This window comes from Pseudomonas sp. LG1D9 (assembly GCF_002949995.1).
GTDB lineage: Bacteria > Pseudomonadota > Gammaproteobacteria > Pseudomonadales > Pseudomonadaceae > Aquipseudomonas > Aquipseudomonas proteolytica.
The window spans coordinates 288,757-311,116 of the sequence record NZ_CP026881.1; the positions used below are offsets into that span (position 1 = coordinate 288,757).

Genomic DNA, 22,360 nt, shown 5'->3' on the forward strand with positions numbered 1-22,360 from the left:
CAAAAAAATCGGTTTTTTCTTTGTTTTTAAGAGCTTTCGTCTGGTTTCAGAAGAACATTCGACAGTTTCTGGCCCATACTAATAATATGTAACGTCTTTTTTCATATAGCCGGCCACACCCGGTATTTTTCTACCTTTTAGCGAGTTCATCCGCGTGAATATTCGTCTTTCTCTTGTCAGCCTGTTCTTCGCACTCGCAGGCACTGTCGCCAACGCCAGTGAAACCACCCTGGCCCCTCGAGACACCTCCCAGCTGCACATCGCCTCGGGCAGCGCGATGCTGGTGGACTTGCAGACCAACAAGGTGATCTACGCCAGCAACCCCGACGTAGTAGTGCCGATCGCGTCCGTCACCAAATTGATGACGGGCATGGTGGTGCTGGACGCCAAGCAGAATATGGACGAGTACATCTCCATCAACATCAGCGACACCCCGGAAATGAAAGGCGTGTTCTCACGGGTCAAGCTCAACAGCGAGATGCCGCGCAAGGAGATGTTGCTGATCACCCTGATGTCCTCGGAAAACCGTGCTGCCGCCAGCCTGGCCCACCACTATCCGGGTGGCTATGCGGCGTTTATTGCCGCGATGAACGCCAAGGCCAAGGCCCTGGGCATGAACAGCACCCGTTACGTCGAGCCCACCGGCCTGTCGATCCATAACGTGTCCACCGCCCGCGACTTGAGCAAGCTGGTGCAGGCCGCGCATAAATACCCGCTGCTCACGCAATTGAGCACCACCAAGGAAAAAACCGTGTCGTTCCGCAAGCCCAGCTACACCCTGGGCTTTTCCAACACCGATCACCTGGTCAACCGCGCCAACTGGGATATCAAGCTGACCAAGACCGGCTTCACCAACCAGGCCGGTCACTGCCTGGTGCTGGTGACGAGCATGGGCAACCGCCCCGTGTCGCTGGTGATCCTCGATGCCTTCGGCAAACTCACGCACTTTGCCGATGCCAGCCGTATTCGCAAGTGGGTCGAAACCGGCAAGAGTGGCTCGGTGCCGGATGTAGCCCTGCAATACAAGGCCGACAAGAACCTCAAGGCCCGCCAGACCGGGGTTGCCCAGTCCCATTGATACGACTGGCAGGCATAAAAAACGGCGCCCTCGGGCGCCGTTTGCTTTATGGCTGCTTCTGCCTTTGGGCCATGACCTTCAGGGCCCGGGCTGCCGCCTGCTCCTGGCCGGCCTGGGCGGTTGCGTTGGCGGCCTGCTGCCAGCGCGCCGCATCCAGATTGGCCGGCAACTGGCTCGGGCGCTGGACCAACACGGCCCACTGCCCGGCGCTCTTCCAGGCGGACTCGAAGTCGCTGAACGCCACTGGGCGTCGCCGGTCCCTTGCGACTCGCAGCAACACCGTACTGTTCTGCTGGTTAAAGCCCACCAACACCGCATAACGCGGCTCGGCCCATAGCGTCGAGCCCTCGGTAATCCGCACCATCACCGGGTACCCCGCCGCCACCTGCGCCAACAGCGCCGTCAGCTTGGCATCCAGCGGGTACACCAGCATCCCGTACTCACGTGCCAGTACCTGCATGTTGCGCTCAAGGTCGGCTTCCCCACCCGGCAGGTGCAAGGGTTTATCCAGCAAGCCCGGTGTAATCACAATGCCTTGTTGCGACAGCATGCTGGCCAAGGCCGCCGGGCCACCCTGATAGGTGTCACCACGAAACGCCGGAACGCCGTTGAGCTCTACACGCTCGGGCAGGCCCTGGATTTTCGAGGGTGTGGGATGCCCCGCACATGCGGCCAACCCGAGGACGCAGGCAGCCACCAGCAAGGTTTTTTTGAGATTCGACCGTAAACGCAACTTCTTCACTCTCTTGATCATCTGCGGGCTGGGGCGTTGATCATAGGGTGCTCTTGGACGCCGGTATAGCCTTGTACAGCAGTAAAAAGCCCGGGATAGAGCAAACAAGTTGGACGCACACGACCATTGGTCAATAGCACGCAACCGGGAGGCAGCTAGACTGTCCATTGCAAAGACAGTGTGTGCCCTGCACAGGGCAAAAGGAGGCACTCATGAGCCTGACAACGACGATTTTCCTGCTGGTACTTGGCTGGCTGGCCGTAGCCGGCGCCATGTTGTGGGGGGTGTTGCGCGTGACGCGCAGGCATCATCACCCGCAGCCAAAGACTGCTACACGGGCCAAAGCCCACAACCCTGTCGCGCATCACGCCTGAGCAATTGCAGGAGCCGGCGAGCCGGCTCCCACCGTTTTACGCCACCTGCTTGCGGGCCACCGCAGCCGAGGCCGCCAGCATCGCCCGCAGCAACACCGCGCATCCTGCCGCCAGGTCATCGGGTGCCGCATTTTCGATTTCGTTATGGCTGATCCCGCCCTCACACGGCACAAATATCATCCCCGCTGGCCCCAACTCAGCGACGAAGATTGCGTCGTGCCCGGCGCCGCTGACGATATCCATGTTCGACAGGCCCAGACCCGTGGCCGCCTCACGCACGGCATCGACACAGCCCTTGTCGAAGTACAGCGGCGGAAAGTCTGCAGTAGGCACCATCTCGAAGGTCAGGCCGTGCTTGGCGCAGGTGTCGTCAATCACCTTGCGCACCTGGGCAATCATCGAGTCCAGGCGCGCCGGCTCCAGGTGCCGGAAGTCCAGGGTCATGCGCACTTCGCCAGGGATCACATTGCGCGAGCCAGGGTAGGCCTGCAGGCAACCCACCGTGCCACAGGCATGGGGCTGATGGCCGAGGGCGGCAGCGTTGACTGCGGCAACCACCGCCGAGGCACCGACCAAGGCGTCCTTGCGCAGGTGCATCGGTGTCGGCCCGGCATGGGCCTCGACGCCGCGCAGGGTCAGGTCGAACCATTTCTGGCCGAGGGCCCCCAGCACCACGCCGATGGTCTTGCGTTCGTCTTCAAGGATCGGGCCTTGTTCGATATGGGCTTCGAAGTAAGCCCCCACCTTATGCCCGCTGACCGGCCGAGTGCCCGCATAGCCAATCGCATTCAACGCCTCGCCCACGCTGACGCCCTCGGCGTCGGTCTTGGCCAGGGTATCTGCCAGGCTGAATTTCTCGGCAAACACCCCGGAGCCCATCATGCATGGCGGGAAGCGCGAGCCTTCTTCGTTGGTCCACACCACCACCTCCAGCGGCGCCTCGGTTTCGATCTTGAGGTCGTTGAGCGTGCGCAACACCTCGACGCCCGCCAATACGCCGAAGCAGCCATCGAACTTGCCACCCGTCGGCTGGGTGTCGATATGACTGCCCGTCATCACCGGCGGCAATGCCGGATTGCGCCCCGGGCGACGGGCAAAGATATTGCCCACCCCATCCACCGTCACGGTGCAACCCGCCGCCTCGCACCACTGCACGAAAAGATCGCGAGCCTGGCGATCGAGATCCGTCAGGGCCAGGCGGCAGACACCGCCCTTGGGCGTGGCGCCAAGCTTTGCGAGGTCCATCAGCGACTGCCACAGGCGGTCGCGGTTGATGTGCTGATGGGTGGATTGCAGAACGTCGATGGCAGCGTTCATGGTGATCTCCTCAGGCAATATTTCTTATGATTGACGCGGTCCAACTGTGGGAGCGGGCTTGCTCGCGAAGGCGGTGTATCAGTCAATATATCCATCACTGACCCACCGCCTTCGCGAGCAAGCCCGATCCCACAGTTGATTGCATTCCACATCGCTTACAGGGATGTCTTGGCAGCGACCGGGCTGGTTTTGCGCTTGCTGCACAGGCCGTAATACAACACCCCGCCCAGCGCCGATCCGGTGAACCAGCCATAGCTGTAGAACCAACTGAACGCATCGCTACCCAGCGACAACAGGGTCAGCACCACCGGCACGCCAAACGCGATAAATCCCGCCACATTCCACGCCGGATACACGTCATCGCGGTACAACCCCGCCAGGTCCAGTTGCTGGCGGCGGATCAGGAAATAATCCACCACCATGATCCCGGCAATCGGCCCCAACAGGCTCGAATAGCCGAGCAACCAGTTGGAATAGACCGTTTCCAGGCTGACATCGGAAACAATCAGGCCCAGCTTTTTCAGCAGTTCATGGGCCATCAGCGCCAGCCCCACCAAGCCAGTCAGAATCACCGCCGTGGTGCGGTTGATCAGCTTGGGCGCGATGTTCTGGAAGTCGTTGGTGGGCGAGACAATATTCGCCGCGGTGTTGGTCGACAGCGTGGCAATGATGATCAGCGCCATCGCCACGGCCACCCACACCGGGCTCTGGATATGCCCGATCAGGGTCACCGGGTCGGAGACGCTGACGCCTACCAGTTTCACCGACGCGGCGGTCATGATCACGCCCAGGGCTGCGAACAGGAACATGGTCAGCGGCAGGCCGAAAATCTGCCCCAGGATCTGGTCCTTCTGGCTTTTGGCATAGCGGCTGAAGTCGGGAATATTCAACGACAAGGTGGCCCAGAAACCGACCATCGCCGTCAGCCCGGCCATAAAGTAACCCGTCAGGTTCGCGCCTTCGGGACGCTTGGGCGGGATCGCCATCAATTCGCTGAGCGACACATTGGGCAACGCCCACACCAGCAAGCCGATGCCCACGGCCACCAGCAGCGGCGCCGACAGGGTTTCCAGCCATTTGATCGACTCGGCACCACGCAGCACCACCCAGAGGTTCAGCACCCAGAAGATCATGAAGCCGATCACCTCGCCGGTGCCGCCCAGGCTCTTCCAGCCCTCGAAAATCGAGCCGAGGAACAAATGGATCGCCAGCCCGCCGAACATGGTCTGGATACCGAACCAGCCGCAGGCCACCAGGGCACGGATCAGGCACGGCACATTGGAGCCCAGAATGCCGAAGGACGAGCGCAACAGCACCGGGAACGGAATGCCGTACTTGGTGCCGGGAAAGGCGTTAAGCGTCAGGGGGATGAGCACCACGATATTGGCCAGCAAGATCGCCATCAGCGCCTCGCCCACCGACAACCCGAAATACGCGGTGAGCACCCCGCCCAGGGTGTAGGTCGGCACGCAGATCGACATGCCGACCCACAGTGCGGTGATGTGCCACTTGTTCCAGGTTCGCTCGTGCACCTTGGTCGGTGCCATATCGTGGTTGTAACGGGGGCTGTCGAGGACGTCGCTGCCGGCGTCGAGTTCATACAGGCCGTCGCGCTCTATGACTTGCGATCTGTTCTGTTGCATGGCCGCTCCACGGTTTTTTTAAAATTATTGTTGCTCATCCAGCGCTTGACGCTGGATGGCCGTAGTCCCGCATGAACATGACATCACGGACCCGGCCAACCGGCAGCGCACTCAATTACCGTGCCGCACGCCGTCACCCCGTCCGTACCGCTTATATAACTAGCTGATGTTTATCAGCTTTATTTTTTCTACCGAAAAGTCCCACGGTACTTTCAATGCTACTCAGGCCAAATAACGCAGAAGTTGCCCGAACAATCAGGACTCAATCTGGTGCAACACAATTATTTTTATTACTGCCCGCCGTCAAGAGGCAACTCTCAAGCGTCTGATTTGCAATAGGAAATGTTGCTCATATTGGGAACCTGTCAAGTGCGTCAAAACGGTGAGAGGGTGCTACATTTTGGTGATTTCCTTTTTTTATCGTTATAAATCAACAAGATATAAAATATATAAGCTTATAAAAAATAATCTTGATCAATCCAAAAACTCGGGCTAGTTTCTATTCCTGTCACCCGTGACAAGAATAGATCTTGCACCGTGAGCTGCACTACAACACTTAGAACTGGCATAAGCCGGTCAAGCCTCTGAGGAACTCGGCATGTCTCTGTTGATCCGTGGCGCTACCGTTGTTACCCATGATGAAAGTTATAAAGCCGATGTCTTGTGCGCAGACGCTCTAATCCGCGCCATTGGCACTAACCTGGATGTTCCCGCCGGCACCGAGATACTTGATGGCAGCGGCCAATACTTGATGCCCGGCGGGATCGATCCCCATACCCACATGCAATTGCCCTTCATGGGTACGGTGGCCAGCGAGGACTTCTTCAGCGGCACGGCAGCGGGCCTGGCGGGCGGGACCACATCGATCATCGACTTCGTGATTCCCAACCCGCAGCAGTCGTTGATGGAGGCCTTTCACCAGTGGCGCGGCTGGGCCGAGAAGTCGGCGGCCGACTACGGGTTTCATGTGGCGATTACCTGGTGGAGCGAACAGGTCCGCGAGGAAATGGCCGAGTTGGTGACCCATCACGGCATCAACAGCTTCAAGCACTTCATGGCCTACAAGAACGCGATCATGGCCGCCGACGACACCCTGGTCGCCAGCTTCGAGCGCTGTCTGGAACTGGGCGCGGTGCCCACCGTGCACGCAGAGAACGGCGAACTGGTCTATCACCTGCAACGCAAGCTGCTGGCCCAGGGCATCACCGGCCCCGAGGCCCACCCGCTGTCGCGCCCTTCGCAAGTGGAAGGCGAAGCCGCCAGCCGCGCGATCCGCATTGCCGAAACCATCGGCACGCCGCTGTACCTGGTGCACGTGTCCACCCAGGAAGCCCTCGACGAAATCACCTACGCCCGCGCCAAGGGCCAGGCGGTCTATGGCGAAGTCCTGGCCGGGCACCTGCTGCTGGACGACAGCGTGTACCAACACCCCGACTGGCAAACCGCCGCAGGCTACGTGATGAGCCCGCCCTTCCGCCCGCGCGGGCATCAAGAGGCACTCTGGCGTGGCCTGCAATCAGGCAACCTGCACACCACCGCCACCGATCACTGCTGCTTCTGCGCCGAACAAAAGGCCGCCGGGCGTGACGACTTCAGCAAGATCCCCAATGGCACCGCCGGCATCGAAGACCGCATGGCGCTGCTATGGGACGAAGGGGTCAACACCGGACGCCTGTCGATGCAGGAGTTTGTCGCGCTGACCTCCACCAACACCGCAAAAATCTTCAATCTCTACCCGCGCAAGGGCGCGATCCGCGTCGGTGCCGATGCCGACCTGGTGCTGTGGGATCCCCAGGGCACGCGGACCATCTCGGCCAAGACCCACCATCAGCAGGTGGACTTCAACATCTTCGAAGGCAAGACCGTACGCGGCGTGCCCAGCCACACCATCAGCCAGGGCAAGCTGGTGTGGGTCGACGGCGATCTGCGCGCCGAGCGTGGTGCCGGGCGCTATGTCGAGCGGCCTGCGTATCCGGCGGTGTTCGAGCAGTTGCGCAAGCGTGCGGAGCATTCCAAGCCAGCCGCGGTGAAACGCTGACATCGCCGATCGCAGGCAAGCCAGCTCCCACCCTTGATCGGGTTCACACAGTCAAATGTGGGAGCGGGCTTGCCCGCGATGAGGCCAGTGCAAACCACAAAAAAACCAATGCCCGCCAGAGGCAAAAAAAACCGTGAGGCCACTACCGTGATCCAGACCCTGACCCATCTTCCCCACCCCCATGAAGACGGCGCAACCCTCGCCCGCCATTTCACCGACCTGGCACCGCCGCTCAACGCCCGCCAGGCGCACCTGGAGGCCTCGCGCTGCCTGTATTGCTACGACGCACCCTGCGTCAATGCATGCCCCAGCGAGATCGATATCCCATCGTTCATCCGCAATATCCACACCGACAACGTGCAGGGCGCGGCGCAGAAGATTCTCTCGGCCAACATCCTGGGCGGCAGTTGTGCCCGGGTCTGCCCGACCGAAATCCTCTGCCAGCAAGCCTGTGTGCGCAACAACAGCGAAGAATGCGCGCCGGTGCTGATCGGCCTGCTGCAGCGCTACGCCGTAGACAACGCGCACTTTGACCAACACCCCTTCCAGCGCGCCGCCCCTACTGGCAAACGCATCGCGGTGGTGGGCGCCGGGCCAGCGGGTTTGTCCTGTGCCCATCGCAGTGCCTTGCACGGGCATGACGTGGTGATTTTCGAGGCCCGGGACAAGGCCGGTGGCCTCAATGAATACGGGATCGCCAAATACAAACTGGTGGACGACTTCGCCCAGAAGGAGCTGGATTTCCTCCTGCAGATCGGCGGCATCGAAATCCGCCACGGCCAGCGCCTGGGCGACAACCTGAGCCTGAGCGACCTGCACCAGCAATTTGATGCGGTATTCCTCGGCCTGGGCCTGGCCGCCAGCAAACACCTGGGCCTGCCCCACGAGGATGCCCCCGGCCTGCTCGCTGCCACTGACTACATCCGCGAACTGCGCCAGGCCGATGACCTCAGCCAACTGCCCCTGGCCGACCGTTGCATCGTGCTGGGTGCCGGCAACACCGCCATCGACATGGCCGTGCAAATGGCCCGCCTGGGCGCGCGCGACGTCAACCTGGTCTACCGCCGTGGCCTCGCCGATATGGGCGCCACCGATCACGAGCAGGATATCGCCAAGGCCAACCAGGTACGCCTGCTGACCTGGGCGCAACCCGAAGCCGTGCTGTTGGACGACCAAGGCCAAGTACGCGGTATGCGCTTTGCCCGCACGCGCCTGGAAAACGGCCGCCTGCACACCACCGGCGAAACCTTCGAGCTGGCGGCAGATGCAATCTTCAAGGCCATCGGCCAAGGCTTCGACGAGCAGGCCTTGCATGACCCACTGGCCCAGCAACTACAACGCCAGGGCGAGCGGATCTTTGTCGATGCGCAGCTGCAAACCAGTGTCCCCGGGGTGTATGCCGGTGGCGACTGCGTCAGCCTCGGGCAGGACCTCACCGTCCAGGCCGTGCAACACGGCAAGCTGGCCGCCGAGGCCATGCACGCTCAACTCATGCTCAATGTGGAGGCTGCGTAAATGGCCGATCTATCGATTGTGTTCGCCGGCATCAAAGCCCCCAACCCGTTCTGGCTGGCCTCCGCGCCCCCCACCGACAAGGCCTACAACGTGGTGCGCGCCTTCGAGGCCGGCTGGGGTGGAGTGGTCTGGAAAACCCTTGGCGAGGACCCGGCAGCCGTCAACGTCTCGTCCCGTTATTCGGCACACTTTGGCGCCAACCGTGAAGTCCTGGGTATCAACAATATCGAGCTGATCACCGACCGTTCCCTGGAGATCAACCTGCGGGAAATCACCCAGGTGAAGAAGGACTGGCCGGACCGCGCCCTGATCGTGTCGTTGATGGTGCCGTGCGTCGAAGAATCCTGGAAAAACATCCTGCCGTTAGTCGAAGCCACCGGTTGCGACGGCATCGAGCTGAACTTCGGCTGCCCCCACGGCATGCCCGAACGCGGCATGGGCGCAGCAGTGGGCCAGGTACCGGAATATGTGGAACAGGTCACGCGCTGGTGCAAGACCTATTGTTCGCTGCCGGTGATCGTCAAGCTCACGCCCAATATCACCGATATCCGCGTGGCCGCCCGGGCCGCCTATCGCGGCGGCGCCGATGCGGTATCACTGATCAACACCATCAACTCCATCACCAGCGTGGACCTGGAGCGCATGGTCGCCCTGCCGATCGTCGGCACCCAAAGCACCCACGGCGGCTACTGCGGTTCGGCGGTCAAGCCGATTGCGTTGAACATGGTCGCTGAGATCGCCCGCGATCCCCAGACCCAGGGCCTGCCGATCTGCGGGATTGGCGGCATCGGCAACTGGCGCGATGCCGCAGAATTCGTGGCCCTGGGCTGTGGCGCGGTGCAGGTGTGCACGGCGGCGATGCTGCATGGTTTTCGGATTGTCGACGAGATGAAGGATGGCCTGTCGCGATGGATGGACAGCCAGGGCTACAGCAGCTTGCAGGAGTTCTCGGGGCGCGCCGTGGGCAATACCACGGACTGGAAATACCTGGACATCAACTACCAAGTGATCGCCAAGATCGACCAGGCCGCCTGCATTGGCTGCGGACGCTGCCATATTGCCTGCGAGGACACGTCGCACCAGGCGATTGCCAGCCTCAAGCAGGCGGACGGTACCCATGTGTACCAAGTGATCGACGACGAATGCGTGGGCTGCAACCTGTGCCAGATCACCTGCCCGGTGGCGGACTGCATCGAGATGGTGCCGATGGACACGGGCAAACCGTTCCTGAATTGGACGCAGGATCCACGCAACCCCTACCGAGAGGCGGTGTAAACCATCTGTTGCCAGGGGGCTCGTTGTGGCGAGGGGGCTTGTCCCCCGTTGGGCTGCGCAGCAGCCCCAAAACCGGTCACCTCGGTGTGTCTGAAAGGCCGAGGTGAGACTGACTGGGGCTGCTGCGCAGCCCAACGGGGGACAAGCCCCCTCGCCACAACAAGCCCCTGACCACAGCGAGCCCTTTCACGGCCACAGCCCACGCAACCGGTTTAGCCTTTTAAATCGCGATGAGGCCCTCAACCACACCCCAAACTCATGGTTCCAACCCAATCCCCCGCAAAATCACACTGGTCACCGTCTGCACCGCCCGTTCGAACTGCATGTCCGACAACGCCTGATGATCGTTGAGGATCATCACCTGGTGATCAAAGTCGGCATAGTGCTGGGTCGAGGCCCAGATCATATACAGCAGGCTCGACGGTTCCACCGCGAGGATGCGTTTGTCTTCCACCCACTGGCGGATTTTCGCTTCCTTCATTTTGGCCCAGTCGTACAGGCTCGCATCCAGCGCTTCGCCGAGGGTCGGCGCGCCGTGGATGATTTCGTTGGCCCAGACTTTCGAGCCATACGGGCGGCTGCGCGAATGCTGCATCTTCGCCCGGATGTAGCTGCTGAGGACCACACGCGGGTCATCGAACATCTCGAAGCACAGGGCGTCCTGCTTCCATACCTCCAGCAGGTCGAACAACACCGCGCTGTACAACTCGCTTTTGGTGCTGAAGTAGTAATGCAGGTTGGAGCGCGGCAGTTGCGCCTGTTCGGCAATGTCGGCCATGGCGGTGCTGCCATAGCCCTTCTCGGCGAAGACCTTTTCAGCCGCCAGCAGAATCTTTTCGACGTTGACCCGACGGATACCGATCTTGTGATTGCCCATAGGGGCTCCCTGACAACGACATGCCTGGAAGACTACCATCCGCTCTAGATCGGGGCGACAGCCTGAGTGGAAACTTCGTACACTGCCCCCCTCTCCCATTGATAGGTAGTGCACGATGTTGATCAAGAAAACCCTGACTACGGTGACCTTGCTGGCCTCGCTGCTGGGGGCTTCGGCCGCCTTTGCCCATGCCCACCTGAAAACCACTGCGCCGGCCGCCGACAGCACCGTCGCCGCGCCCGCCGACCTGCGCCTGGTGTTCTCCGAAGGTGTCGAGGCCACGTTCACCAAGGTCTCCCTGAGCAAGGACGGCACCGAAGTGGCGATCAAGGGCCTGGACACTCCAGACGCCGACAAAAAAACCCTGGTTGTGACCCCTGCCGCACCGTTGGCCGCTGGCACCTATAAGGTCGAGTGGCAAGCCGTCTCGGTCGACACCCACAAAAGCGCAGGCAATTACAGCTTCAAGGTCGGCCAATAACCCATGGCAACCCTGCTGGTGCTGTGCCGTTTCCTGCACTTCATGGTGGTTTTGCTGATGTTCGGGGCCTGTGTATTCAGGCCCTGGTTATTAGGCACAAGCCCGCGGCCGGCCCTGGATCGGCAGTTGTCACGCATCACCACGCTGCTGGCCTGGCTGGCCCTGGGGTCGGGTGTGAGCTGGTTGCTGTTGATCAGTGCCAGCATGGCCGGCAGTGAACTGGCGGCGCTGGATCTGGCGACGGTGCAGTTGGTGCTGGGCAAGACGTTCTTCGGCAAGGTCTGGAGCCTGCATCTGTTGCTCAGTGGCTTGCTGGTGCTGAGCCTGCTGACACCCTGGCATCACGTGCGTCTGCTCCTCAGTGCGCTGCTGCTGGCTACCCTGGCCCCCGTGGGGCACGGCGCGATGCTCAGTGGCCTCAGCGGGCAATTGCTGATTCTCAACCAGATGGTGCACCTGCTATGCGTCGGTGCCTGGCTTGGCGGGTTGCTGCTGCTGGTGTTGATCCTGCGCCAAGCAGCCCTGTACCCGCTGGAGAAAATCCTGCAGCGCTTCAGCGGTGTCGGTTATCTGTTGGTAGCCGGTTTGCTGGTCACCGGGCTGATCAATATCCGTGTGCTCACTGGGCAGTTCTGGCCGACTCCACTGTTCAGCGGGTTTGCCTTGATCCTGTTGATCAAGGTGCTGCTGGTGGCGGGCATGCTGGGCCTGGCATTGCTCAATCGGCTGCGGATCAACAATTGCCAGCAGCGCGTGGGGCAACTGCAGGCCAGTGTGAAGCTCGAATGGTTGTTAGGCGTGGCCGCTGTGGCGGCGGTGTCCCTGCTGGGCACCCTGCCACCGATGCTGTAGGAGCGAGCTTGCTCGCGAAAAACTTACCGACAACGCGTTTACCCAGGCAACCCGCGTTATCGTTGACGACTTTCGCGAGCAAGCTCGCGCCTACACGGGGTGTGTGGAATGTCAGGGCGGGCTGTTTTTCAGGCGGCCTGCCGTGTCGATGCTGACCACCACCGACAACCCCGGTCGCAGGCGTTCGCTCTGCTCCTGATCCGGGTCCACGGTGATCCGCACCGGTACCCGCTGGGCGATCTTGACGAAGTTGCCGGTGGCGTTATCGGCCTGCAACAGGCTGAACTCGGCGCCCGTGGCCGGCGAGATACGCTGTACCGTGCCATGGAATCTACGGTGGTTCAGGGCATCCACGGTGAACGTCACCGGCTGGCCCACCTGCACGTGGTCCATCTGGGTTTCCTTCATATTGGCGATCACCCACAGCTGGTTAGGCACCAGCGCCATCAACTGCGCGCCGGAGTTGACGTAGGCCCCCAAACGCACGCCGATCTGCCCCAACTGGCCGTCCCGGGGCGCCAGTACGCGGGTGTTGGACAGGTCGATGCGCGCCAGCTCCACCGCGGCCTCGGTACTGGCGACGGCGGCTTCCAGTGAACCGCGATTGACGATCACCGTCTGCAAGTCCTGACGGGCGATTTCCAGGCTGGCCTGGGCCTGGGCCACGGCGGCGATGGTCTGCGCGTTGGCGGCGCGGGTCACGTCCAGTTCACGGCGCGATACCGAGCCATCGCTGATCAGTTCTTCGTTGCGCCGCAGGTCGGCCGTGCTCTTGCGGGCCTGGGCCTGGCTGTCGGCCAAGGCGGCCTGGCGCAGCTTGATGGTCGCCTCGGCGCTGTTGCGCTGTTGCACCACATTGGCCAGGGACGCCTGCTGCACCGCCAATTGCGCTTGGGCCTGGTCCAGGCGCTGCTTGTAGATGCGGTCGTCGAGCCGCACCAACAGATCCCCGGCCTTGACGTGCTGGAAGTCCTGCACAGGCACCTCGAACACATAACCGCTCAGTTGCGGGCCGATGATCGTGACCTGGCCGCGCACCAGGGCGTTTTCGGTGGTTTCCACGGCGCTGCTGAAGGGCGGCAATTGCCAGGCGTACAACACAATCAATACGCCGACGATAGCAATCGCGGCAAAGCCCAAAGACGAGATGATGCGCACGCGCAGCGAGCGCTGTTCGGTGACCGTGGCTCCGGGCGGCGTGCTGCCCTCCGGGGTGGAAGCAATGGCATTGGTGGTCGTGGTGGTAGCCGTGGGTTCGCTCATGAAGAAAGTGCGCCGCTAGGTTGAACGGAAGGCGCTGCACTGGCGGCAGCTTTTTTGGTGGTGCTCATCAGCCACAGGCTGCGGGTAAAGATCCACAACATGGTCAGTATCGCGATGATCGCGATCAGCATGAACACGTCGTTATACGCCATCACATTGGCTTCACGGGTGGCCGCCGTAGCCAGGCTGCGGATGCCCAGCAGGTTGCGCAGCTCCGGGTCGGCGATCACCGAGCCATAAGCCGAGCCGCCGCTCTGCACGCGGGCGGCCACGCGCGGGTCCAGCAACGTCAGGTGTTCGACAATCATGCTGGAGTGAAACTTCTCGCGCACGATCTGGAACGTGCCAAGCAACGCCGCGCCCAGCAGCCCGCCAAGGTTCTGGCAGATACCAAACAGCACCGAAAAACTCACCAGGTTGCGCGGGTTGCTCAGCACATTGCGCATGCCCAGCACCATGGTCGGGCCGAGAAAGAACGTACCGCCAAACCCCAGCAGAAACTGGCTAACGTACATGTTCTCTGGTCGGGTCAGGTTGCTGGAGAAACTGTCCATCACCGAGCCTGTGGCCATCAGGGCCAGGGAAATCACCAAGGGCATCAGCAAGTGCGCCGGGTTGATGGTCAATGCGCTGATCACCAGGCCACTGATCGCTCCCAGCAGCATCACCAGATACAAGGTGCGCATCTGCTCGCTGCTCATATTCAGCGCCTGCAAAAAGCCCACGGCGCCGGTGGACTGCTCGGACAGCACCATGCGGATCAGGATCACTGCCAGGGCCAGGCGAATCATCACCCCGCCGCCCAGCCAACGGGTCATCAGCAGCGGGTTGGCGCGGTTATGCTCGATGGCCAATCCGGCAATGATCAGCACCAGCGAACAGGCGGAGGCGACGCCGATCCACGGTGCTTCCAGCCACCAGTCGATGCGCCCCAGGGACAGCACCGCACACAGCAATGCCACGCCCGAGGCGAGCAAGGCGAAGGTCAGGAAGTCGAGTTTTTCAAAGGTCTTGAAGCGATCACCCGGCGGCAGCTTGAGCAGGAACACACAGCCCAGGCACGTCAGCGCCATGCCCAGCTCAAACAGGTACAGGCCGCGCCACTCGGCAATCTGCAGCAAGTCTTCGGAAAACAGCCGCGCCATTGGCAGGGCCAGTTGTGCGGTACCCAGGCCCAGCACCAGGGCCTTGAGCCGCCACTTTGCGGGGAACGCCTGCACCATGTAATACAGGCCCAGGGAACTGAGGGCCGCGCCAACCATGCCGTGGGCCGCACGCACGGCAATCGCCGAACTGAGGTCGTTGACGAACAAGTGGCCGAAGGTCACCAGCGCGTACAGCACCAGGAACACTTCGGTAAACGCCCGCAGGCCGAACTGCTGGCGGAACTTCACCAGCAGCAGGTTCATCGACACGTTGGTCATGACATAGGCCGCAGGCAACCAGGCCATTTCGGCGGTGGTCGCGCCCAATGCGCCTTGCAGGTACGGCAGGTTGGCGATCACCAGGGCGTTGCCGAGGCCGCCGGTGATTGCTACCAGCACGCCAACCAGGGCAAAGGCCCAGCGCTTGAGCGTGGGGTGATGGGGCGTCGATGGCGACCCCGGCAAGCTTGGACGCTCGTGGGGTTGCCAGGTGTGAGGGGTGTATTTATCCATTCGTGACCTTGATGACCGACGCACGAGGCCGGTAAAACCCTGACTCAGAGCGTAGTAGACCTGAGCGGGGTTGATCTTGTCATCTTTGTAGGGGCTGGCTTTTGTGGGAGCTGGCTTTTGTGGGAGCTGGCTTGCCTGCGATGCAGGCGCCGCGGATTGGGGGGAGGTGTACATATCCGTTGCTGCGGTCACGGCGGCTAATGGTTCCGCCCTGACGGCGGGTCACTTTCGAAGAGCGCGAAAGTAACCAAAGCGCTCTTGCCCCACCACTCGGTGCCTCGCCTAGGCTCGGCATGCCCGCAGTCAGGCATTGCTCCGTGGGCCCGCCGCGATCGGCCATCCATGGCCGTGTCGCGGCTACCCCGGCATCCTGCCGGGGTGCCCACTGCGCAATACCTGCCTGCGGCCATCATGGTTTAACGGGGCGCCTAAGATCAAAAGCCAGATCAAAAACAGAGCAACAGCAACAGCAACAGCATCGCCAGAGCGCGCAGCTGCATTCCCCTGTGGGAGCTGGCTTGCCTGCGATGGCGGCAGGTCAGCCAATAAATTTATCGACTGACACACCGCTATCGCGGCGGTGCAGCGATCCAACAAGCCATCTCCCACAGCGAGTCGGATTCAGATTTTCAGATCCAGCCCAGCCAGCTCCAGTAGGTCGCGGCGAAGACCAACATCAACAGGTAGCCAATCAAGGTCACCAGCAAGCCCACCTTGGCAAACTGCCGCGCGGTGAAGGTGCCGGTGCCCAGGCACACCATGTTCTGCGGGGCGTTGATCGGCAGGATAAAGCCATAACTGACCACAAACCCCAGCAACATGGTCATGCCCAACCGGCTGAAATCACCGGGCAGGGTTTGCAGTACGGCAATCAGGATCGGCAGCAACGCCGAGGTCAGCGCGGTGGCGCTGGCAAAGCCCAGGTGGATCACAATCAGGAACGCGCCGAGGATTGCAAACACCCCCAGCGGCCCCAGTTGATCCAGGCCGGTGTGCCCCACCACCTGCGCGCCCAGCCACTGCCCGGCCTGGGTGGTCAGCAGTGCCGTGCCGAGGCTGATGCCCACGCCGAATACAATCACCGTGCCCCAGGGGATGCGCGATTGCACGTCCTTCCAGGTCATCACGCCGATGCCCGGCAGCAGCAGGAACACCAGGCCAGCGTAGGTAGTGGAGGTGGTATCGAAGCTGTGCAGACGCCCTTCGGTGGCCCAGGCCAGCAGCAGCAGGACCGAGACCGTCAGCAAGCGTTTCTGCGGCCCGGTCATGGGGCCGATATCCACCAGGGACTGGGCCACGGCCTCTTTGCCGCCAGGAATGCTGTTGCTTTCCGGTGGCAGCAATTTGAGCACCAGGAACAGCAGCACTGCCGACATGATCAGCGCCCACGGCGCCCCGGCGATCAGCCAGTCGATCCACGACACGCGCTGGCCGAGCATCTTGTCCATAAAGCCCACGGTCAACAGGTTCTGCGCCGCGGCGGTCTGGATCCCAACGTTCCAGATGCTGGTGCCCTGGGCCACGACAATCATGATCCCGGCGGCGATATTCGAGCGTTTGTCCACGCCGAACGCGGCAATCACCCCCATCATGATCGGCACCACGCAAGCGCTGCGGGCCGTGGCGCTGGGCACCACCAGGCTGAGCAGGATGGTCACGGCAATCGCGCCCACCAGGATCCCGCGGGTGCTGGTGCCGACCCGGGTCAGGGTGACCAGGGCGATACGCCGGTCCAGGCCGGTGTGGGTCATGGCCGCAGCAATAAACAACGCACCGGCCACCAGGGCCAGGGCCGGGTTGGCAAACCCGGTGAGCGCCATGCTGATCGCCGGGCTGGAACCGATCAGGTGCGTGGGGTCCTGCAAGGACGGCGCGGTGCCCAGCAGGAACGCCATCAACGAAGTAATCATGATCGCACTGGCTTCGTAGGACACCGCTTCGGTAATCCACACCACCACGGCAAAGGCCAGGATCGCCAGCATCCGATGCCCGGCAACCGGCAAGTCGGCGGGCAGCGGCAAGAGCAGCACGCCGATCATCACCAGCACGGCGATCACCAGGCCCATGGGCAGCTTGAAAGAAACAGCAGGTGTTGCGGGGGCACTCATGGAAATCTCCGTCGGCCATGACAATCAAGGCCTGCAGCATGAGGCAAAGCGTCGCGGCGGGTCTTGACAGGTATCAAGGCACAGGCAGTTTTGAGCCACCCTCATCGCAACATCGGTATCTACACAACTTTGCTGCATCGCATAAATCCAGGCAGATAGCGCAGTTGTGGCGAGCGGGCTTGTCGGAACGCCGCATCGCCCGCGCTGGGCTGCGAAGCAGCCCTAAACCCGACCGTCGCGGTTTATCTGAAGAAACGTGGAGGGCTTTTTGGGCCGCTTCGCAGCCCAGCGCGGGCGATGCGGCGTTCCGACAAGCCCGCTCGCCACAGGGAAAGTTGTGTAGATACCTATGCTCATCGCAGGCAAGCCAGCTCCCAGATTTAGGCTGTCGTGTCGGGCGCGGCGCCTAGTAGTTGGCTCAACACCGCCCGCAGCTTGCCCGGCTTGACCGGTTTGTTGAGCAACGGCGCTTCCAGGCGCTGCAACGAGCGTCGGCACTGGTCGGTGCGGTCGGCCGTGATGATCACTGCAGGGATTTTCCTGCCGAAATGCTCGCGCAATTGCCTGACCACCTCGCAGCCGACCACGCCATGATCAAGGTGGTAATCCGCCAGGATCAGCTCCGGCGCCCTGCCCTGCAACGCCACCAATGCAGCGGCCTGATCGGTGGCGGTGACCACTTCGCAGCCCCATTGCCCGAGCAGGGCGCGCATGCTCTCCAGGATGCTGGTTTCGTTATCCAGTACCAACAGGCGCCGCCCCGGCAAAGGGTTGCCGGCCCCGGCCTGGGGGGGTGCGAGGCTGATGGGCAGCGGTACTTCCTCCGACAGCGGCACCTCGATGCTGAACATCGAGCCGCGCCCCGGCCACGAGCGCACGACTACCTGGCAGCCGAGAATCTTCGCGATACGTTCGACAATCGCCAGCCCCAGCCCCACGCCCTTGCGGTCTGCCGCACGGCCGACGTCCAGTTGGTTGAACTCCAGAAAGATCGATTGCAGGCTGTCGGCGGCAATCCCCCGCCCGGTGTCCCAGACCTCCAGGCGCAAGCGATCCCCGCGACGCCGCGCGCCCAGGAGGATGCAACCCTGGTCGGTGTAGCGGCAGGCATTGCTGAGGAAGTTACGCAGAATACGCGTCAGCAGGCGCAGGTCGGTGCGCAGCGCATAGCGGCCCATATGCACCCGCAGGTTCAACCCGGCCGCCGCCGCCACCGACTGGAACTCCGAGACCAGCGGCGCCAGCAATTCGTCGAGGCGATACAGGGCAATATCGGGCTTGACCGCCGCCTGGTCGAGCCGGGAAATATCCAGCAAGTCCGCCAGCAGATCTTCTGCCCCTTCCAGAGCCTGGTGGGTGCGCTCCACCAGAACCTTCTCCACACTGGGCAGCTCCCGCTCGCGCAGGGTAGAGATCAGCAGGCGTGCGGCGTTCAGCGGTTGCAGCAGGTCGTGGCTGGCGGCGGCGAGGTATTTATCCTTGCTGCGGTTGGCGGCCTGGGCCGCGTCGCGGGCGTCGCGCAGGTCCTGTTCGATACGCTCGCGCCGGGCGATCTGCTGTTGCAGGTTGTGGTTGGCTTCAAGCAGTTCATCGGTGCGCGCGGCGACCCTTTGCTCCAGTTCGTCGTTGAGGCGGATGTAGCGCTTGCGCTCCGCCTCCAACTCATCCAGCCGCGCCGTCAGCTCGGGGTAGTGACTCTTGCGCGCCGAGTGATCGCCCAATCCCAGCAGCCCGGCCAGGGCCCGTTGTTGATCGTCAGAGAGCTTCGCCATAGACGACCTCGACGTCACGCTGGCTCGACTCCCGGGGGTTGGTCAGGATGCACGGGTCATGCATGGCGTGTTGCGACAGGAACGGAATATCCGCCACGCGCACCCCGTGCAGGCCGAGGGTTTCATGGAAGCCAATGGCATGCTTGAGCGCAATCAGGTGTTCCACCAGCCGCCCGCAGATCTGCCGGTGATTGAGGCCCCGGCAGTCGATGCCGAAGGTCTCGGCAATCACCTTGAAGCGCTCCGGCGCCGAGTTGTAGTTGAACGCCACCACATGCTCCACCAGCACCGCGTTGCACAGGCCATGGGGCAGATCGAGAAAGCCACCCAGGCTATGGGACATGGCATGCACCGCACCGAGGATCGCATTGGAGAACGCCAGGCCGGCCTGCATGCTGCCCAGCATGATTTTCTCGCGCAGGGCGATATCACTCGGGTTGGCAATCATCTGCACCAGGTTGCCATTGATCAGGCGCATGGCCTCCAGCGCATGGGGGTCGGTCAGCGGGCCATGCCCGGTGGACACAAAGGCCTCGATGGCATGCACCAGCGCGTCGATACCGGTACAGGCCGAGAGGAACGGGTCCATGCTGGCAGTGGTTTCCGGGTCGATCAACGACACATCCGGCACCACCGCCTTGCTGACGATGGAAAACTTCATGCGTTCCTGCTGATTGGAAATGATCACGAACTGCGACACATCGGCCGAGGTGCCGGCGGTGGTCGGGATCAGGATCAACGGCGGGCTGGGCACGCGGATGGTGTCCACCCCTTCGAACTCAAGGATGCTGCGACCATGGGCAACCACGATGCCGATGGCCTTGCCGCAGTCCATGGGGCTACCGCCGCCGACGGCGACGATCACATCGCAATGGTTCTCGCGGTACACCTCGGCGCCCTGCATCACTTCTTCGACACGCGGGTTGGGTGAGACGGCGGTGTACAGGCAGTACTCGATACCCAGGGCCTGCAGGCTGGCCTCGACATCCGCGACCCAACCGGCAGCGACCACGCCAGGGTCGCTGACCACCAGGACCTTGCGTGCACCAAAGGTCTTGGCGTAATTGCCGACATTGTGCCGGGAGCCGGCGCCGAAGATGATTTCTGGGGAAACGAATTTACGCAGTTGGCTGAGACTCTGGCTCATTGGTAAGCCTGTTTTTATTGTTTTTGGAAGATACGGGCCACACTAACGCATCCGCTGGCGAATGCAATCAGACCAATGGGCTAACCCTTATCCCTTGTGGGCGCTGGTTTGCCGGCGATAGCGCCGAGCCAATCCGGCCGCCATCGCCGGCAAGCCGGCTCCTGCAACGCTTTCAGCGGTTGGCGAAATACATGGTCACTTCAAAGCCGATACGCAGGTCGGTGTAGGCGGGTTTGGTCCACATGGGGGCGATCCTCTTGTTATGCCGGGAGAGTCCGGTGGGTTCATTAATGCATGGGGGGGGCTGGCGGGCGAATGCTACTTTCGAACGACTGGGCGGCAGACGTTAGTCTTGGATGTATGTGGAGCAAACGGTGGAGCTTGCTTGCGATGGGCAGGAGTCTTTAGGCAACTCGCGCTTTTGGGTCGGCATGCCCGCAGGCAGGCGTGGTTTGACGGGGCGCCCAAGATCAAAAGCCAGATCAAAAGCAGAGCAACAGCAACAGCAACGCCAGAGCGCGAAGCTGCATTCCCCTGTGGGAGCTGGCTTGCCTGCGATGACGGCAGGTCAGCCAACAGATTTATCGACTGATACACCGCCATCGCAGGCAAGCCAGCTCCCACACCTGACTGCATTTCAACCAGTCAGGCTGTCTACCCATCAAACGGTGGAAGCTGGCATTTCAATCAGAAGATCAGAAGAAGCCCAACGGATTAATGTCGTAGCTCACCAGCAGGTTCTTGGTCTGCTGGTAATGGTCAAGCATCATCTTGTGGTTCTCACGCCCCACGCCGGACTTCTTGTAACCGCCAAACGCGGCATGCGCCGGATACAGGTGATAACAGTTGGTCCACACACGCCCGGCCTTGATCGCCCGGCCCATACGGTAGGCACGGTTGATATCGCGAGTCCACAGGCCAGCACCCAGGCCGAATTCGCTGTCGTTGGCAATCGCCAGGGCTTCGGCTTCGTCCTTGAAGGTGGTCACGCCCACCACCGGGCCGAAGATTTCTTCCTGGAACACGCGCATTTTATTGTGGCCCTTGAGCAGGGTCGGCTGGATGTAATAGCCGCTGGACAGGTCGCCCTCCAGATGTTCGGCAGCACCACCGGCCAGCAGTTCGGCGCCCTCCTCCTGGGCGATGGTCAGGTACGAGAGGATCTTGTCGTACTGCTGCTCGGACGCCTGGGCGCCGACCATGGTCTCGGTGTCCAGCGGGTTGCCACGCTTGATCTTGACGATCTTCTTCATCACTTCGGCCATGAACGGCTCGTAGATCGACTCTTGCACCAGCGCCCGCGATGGGCAGGTGCACACTTCACCCTGGTTGAAGAACGCCAGCACCAGGCCCTCGGCGGCTTTCTCGATAAAGGCCGGCTCCGCCTGCATGATGTCTTCAAAGAAGATATTCGGTGACTTGCCGCCCAGTTCGACGGTGGACGGAATAATGTTCTCGGCCGCCGCGTGCATGATGTGCGCGCCCACCGGGGTGGAGCCGGTAAAGGCGATCTTGGCGATGCGCTTGCTGGTGGCCAGGGCCTCACCGGCTTCGCGGCCAAAGCCCTGGACAATGTTCAGCACCCCGGCCGGCAGCAGGTCGGCGATCAGCTCGGCAAACACCATGATCGACAGCGGCGTCTGCTCGGCCGGCTTGAGCACGATGCAGTTGCCGGCGGCCAGGGCCGGGGCGAGTTTCCAGGCGGCCATCAGCAGCGGGAAGTTCCACGGGATGATCTGCCCGACCACACCCAGGGGCTCGTGGAAGTGATAGGCGGTGGTCAGCTCGTTGATCTCGGCGGCGCCGCCTTCCTGGGCGCGAATGCAGCCGGCGAAGTAGCGGAAATGGTCGGCGGCCAAGGGTACGTCGGCATTCAAGGTCTCGCGTACGGCCTTGCCGTTGTCCCAGGTCTCGGTCACGGCCAGCACTTCCAGGTGCTGCTCGATGCGGTCGGCAATTTTCAACAGCACCAGGGAGCGATCCTGGGGCGAGGTCTTGCCCCAGGCGTCGGCAGCGGCATGTGCAGCGTCCAGGGCTTTGTCGATATCGGCGGCGCTGGAGCGCGGGAATTCAGCGATCACTTCCCCAGTGACGGGCGAGGTGTTGGTGAAGTACTCACCGTTGACCGGGGCCACAAACTCGCCACCGATAAAGTTACCGTAGCGCGGCTTGAAGCTGACGATGGCGCCGGGGGTGCCAGGTTGTGCGTAGATCATGATGAGGCCTCTT

18 protein-coding genes are annotated in these 22,360 nt (G+C 62.0%); 7 read left to right on the forward strand and 11 right to left on the reverse strand.

All coding sequences use genetic code 11. From position 1 onward, the window contains the following. The first annotated feature begins 154 nt into the window (after nt 1–154). On the forward strand, nt 155–1,078 hold the full coding sequence (gene pbpG, locus C5F71_RS01325) for a D-alanyl-D-alanine endopeptidase (protein ID WP_029298427.1): 924 nt from the start codon (nt 155–157) through the stop codon (nt 1,076–1,078). A gap of 46 nt (nt 1,079–1,124) precedes the next feature. Here the strand turns inward: pbpG and C5F71_RS01330 are convergent, their stop codons facing one another. Beyond that, nucleotides 1,125–1,811, reverse strand: coding sequence for a peptidase C39 family protein (locus tag C5F71_RS01330; protein WP_104912579.1), 687 nt, complete (start codon nt 1,809–1,811; stop codon nt 1,125–1,127). Between the two features lie 212 nt (nt 1,812–2,023). Here C5F71_RS01330 and C5F71_RS29035 point away from each other — a divergent pair, with 212 nt between their 5' ends. Continuing rightward, entirely contained in the window at nt 2,024–2,185 is a 162-nt protein-coding gene (locus C5F71_RS29035) for a hypothetical protein (protein ID WP_177410391.1), read from the forward strand. A gap of 36 nt (nt 2,186–2,221) precedes the next feature. On the opposite strand, the gene C5F71_RS01335 is transcribed toward C5F71_RS29035, so the two are convergent. Continuing rightward, on the reverse strand, nt 2,222–3,502 hold the full coding sequence (locus C5F71_RS01335; protein ID WP_104910421.1) for a Zn-dependent hydrolase: 1,281 nt from the start codon (nt 3,500–3,502) through the stop codon (nt 2,222–2,224). Nucleotides 3,503–3,657: 155 nt separating this feature from the next. After that, nucleotides 3,658–5,145 carry an NCS1 family nucleobase:cation symporter-1 gene (locus tag C5F71_RS01345; protein WP_029298432.1) on the reverse strand — a complete coding sequence of 496 codons (1,488 nt, stop codon included), beginning with the start codon at nt 5,143–5,145 and terminating at the stop codon, nt 3,658–3,660. A 598-nt stretch (nt 5,146–5,743) separates the two neighbouring features. Here C5F71_RS01345 and hydA point away from each other — a divergent pair. The 3 genes from hydA to preA all read left to right on the forward strand — a co-directional run bounded on the left by hydA (nt 5,744) and on the right by preA (nt 9,973). Next, nucleotides 5,744–7,183, forward strand: coding sequence for a dihydropyrimidinase (gene hydA / locus C5F71_RS01350; RefSeq protein WP_029298434.1), 1,440 nt, complete (start codon nt 5,744–5,746; stop codon nt 7,181–7,183). Between the two features lie 147 nt (nt 7,184–7,330). Next, nucleotides 7,331–8,698 (forward strand): NAD(P)-dependent oxidoreductase, encoded by a 1,368-nt coding sequence (locus C5F71_RS01355; protein WP_104912580.1) that lies wholly within the window; start codon nt 7,331–7,333, stop codon nt 8,696–8,698. Continuing rightward, nucleotides 8,699–9,973, forward strand: coding sequence for an NAD-dependent dihydropyrimidine dehydrogenase subunit PreA (gene preA, locus C5F71_RS01360; RefSeq protein WP_029298438.1), 1,275 nt, complete (start codon nt 8,699–8,701; stop codon nt 9,971–9,973). It begins immediately after the preceding gene. Nucleotides 9,974–10,229: 256 nt separating this feature from the next. On the opposite strand, the gene C5F71_RS01365 is transcribed toward preA, so the two are convergent. Beyond that, nucleotides 10,230–10,850 carry a TetR/AcrR family transcriptional regulator gene (locus C5F71_RS01365; RefSeq protein WP_029298440.1) on the reverse strand — a complete coding sequence of 207 codons (621 nt, stop codon included), beginning with the start codon at nt 10,848–10,850 and terminating at the stop codon, nt 10,230–10,232. A 115-nt stretch (nt 10,851–10,965) separates the two neighbouring features. Between C5F71_RS01365 and copC the strand changes: the two genes are divergently transcribed. Together copC and copD are read left to right on the forward strand one after the other, a co-directional pair. Next, nucleotides 10,966–11,331, forward strand: a complete 366-nt coding sequence (gene copC / locus C5F71_RS01370) for a copper homeostasis periplasmic binding protein CopC (RefSeq protein WP_029298442.1) — start codon at nt 10,966–10,968, stop codon at nt 11,329–11,331. A gap of 3 nt (nt 11,332–11,334) precedes the next feature. Further along, nucleotides 11,335–12,183 (forward strand): copper homeostasis membrane protein CopD, encoded by an 849-nt coding sequence (gene copD / locus C5F71_RS01375; protein WP_104910423.1) that lies wholly within the window; start codon nt 11,335–11,337, stop codon nt 12,181–12,183. Between the two features lie 111 nt (nt 12,184–12,294). Here copD and C5F71_RS01380 read toward each other — a convergent pair whose 3' ends face one another. From C5F71_RS01380 to C5F71_RS01420, 7 genes are all read right to left on the reverse strand, one after another. Further along, on the reverse strand, nt 12,295–13,446 hold the full coding sequence (locus tag C5F71_RS01380; RefSeq protein ID WP_104910424.1) for an HlyD family secretion protein: 1,152 nt from the start codon (nt 13,444–13,446) through the stop codon (nt 12,295–12,297). Continuing rightward, nucleotides 13,443–15,104, reverse strand: coding sequence for an MFS transporter (locus C5F71_RS01385; protein ID WP_104910425.1), 1,662 nt, complete (start codon nt 15,102–15,104; stop codon nt 13,443–13,445). Before C5F71_RS01385 ends, C5F71_RS01380 begins: the two co-directional genes overlap by 4 nt. A gap of 629 nt (nt 15,105–15,733) precedes the next feature. Further along, the gene (locus C5F71_RS01395; protein ID WP_092239001.1) at nt 15,734–17,212 is read right to left on the reverse strand and encodes a DASS family sodium-coupled anion symporter; all 1,479 of its coding nucleotides are present in this window, start codon (nt 17,210–17,212) and stop codon (nt 15,734–15,736) included. Nucleotides 17,213–17,592: 380 nt separating this feature from the next. Continuing rightward, entirely contained in the window at nt 17,593–18,984 is a 1,392-nt protein-coding gene (locus tag C5F71_RS01400) for a hybrid sensor histidine kinase/response regulator (RefSeq protein ID WP_070996384.1), read from the reverse strand. Then, nucleotides 18,968–20,131 (reverse strand): alcohol dehydrogenase-like regulatory protein ErcA, encoded by a 1,164-nt coding sequence (gene ercA, locus C5F71_RS01405; protein ID WP_029298454.1) that lies wholly within the window; start codon nt 20,129–20,131, stop codon nt 18,968–18,970. Before ercA ends, C5F71_RS01400 begins: the two co-directional genes overlap by 17 nt. Nucleotides 20,132–20,303: 172 nt before the next feature. Beyond that, nucleotides 20,304–20,375, reverse strand: a complete 72-nt coding sequence (pqqA, locus tag C5F71_RS01410; RefSeq protein WP_003243383.1) for a pyrroloquinoline quinone precursor peptide PqqA — start codon at nt 20,373–20,375, stop codon at nt 20,304–20,306. A gap of 451 nt (nt 20,376–20,826) precedes the next feature. Next, nucleotides 20,827–22,347 (reverse strand): aldehyde dehydrogenase family protein, encoded by a 1,521-nt coding sequence (locus C5F71_RS01420; protein ID WP_029298457.1) that lies wholly within the window; start codon nt 22,345–22,347, stop codon nt 20,827–20,829. Nucleotides 22,348–22,360 lie beyond the last annotated feature (13 nt).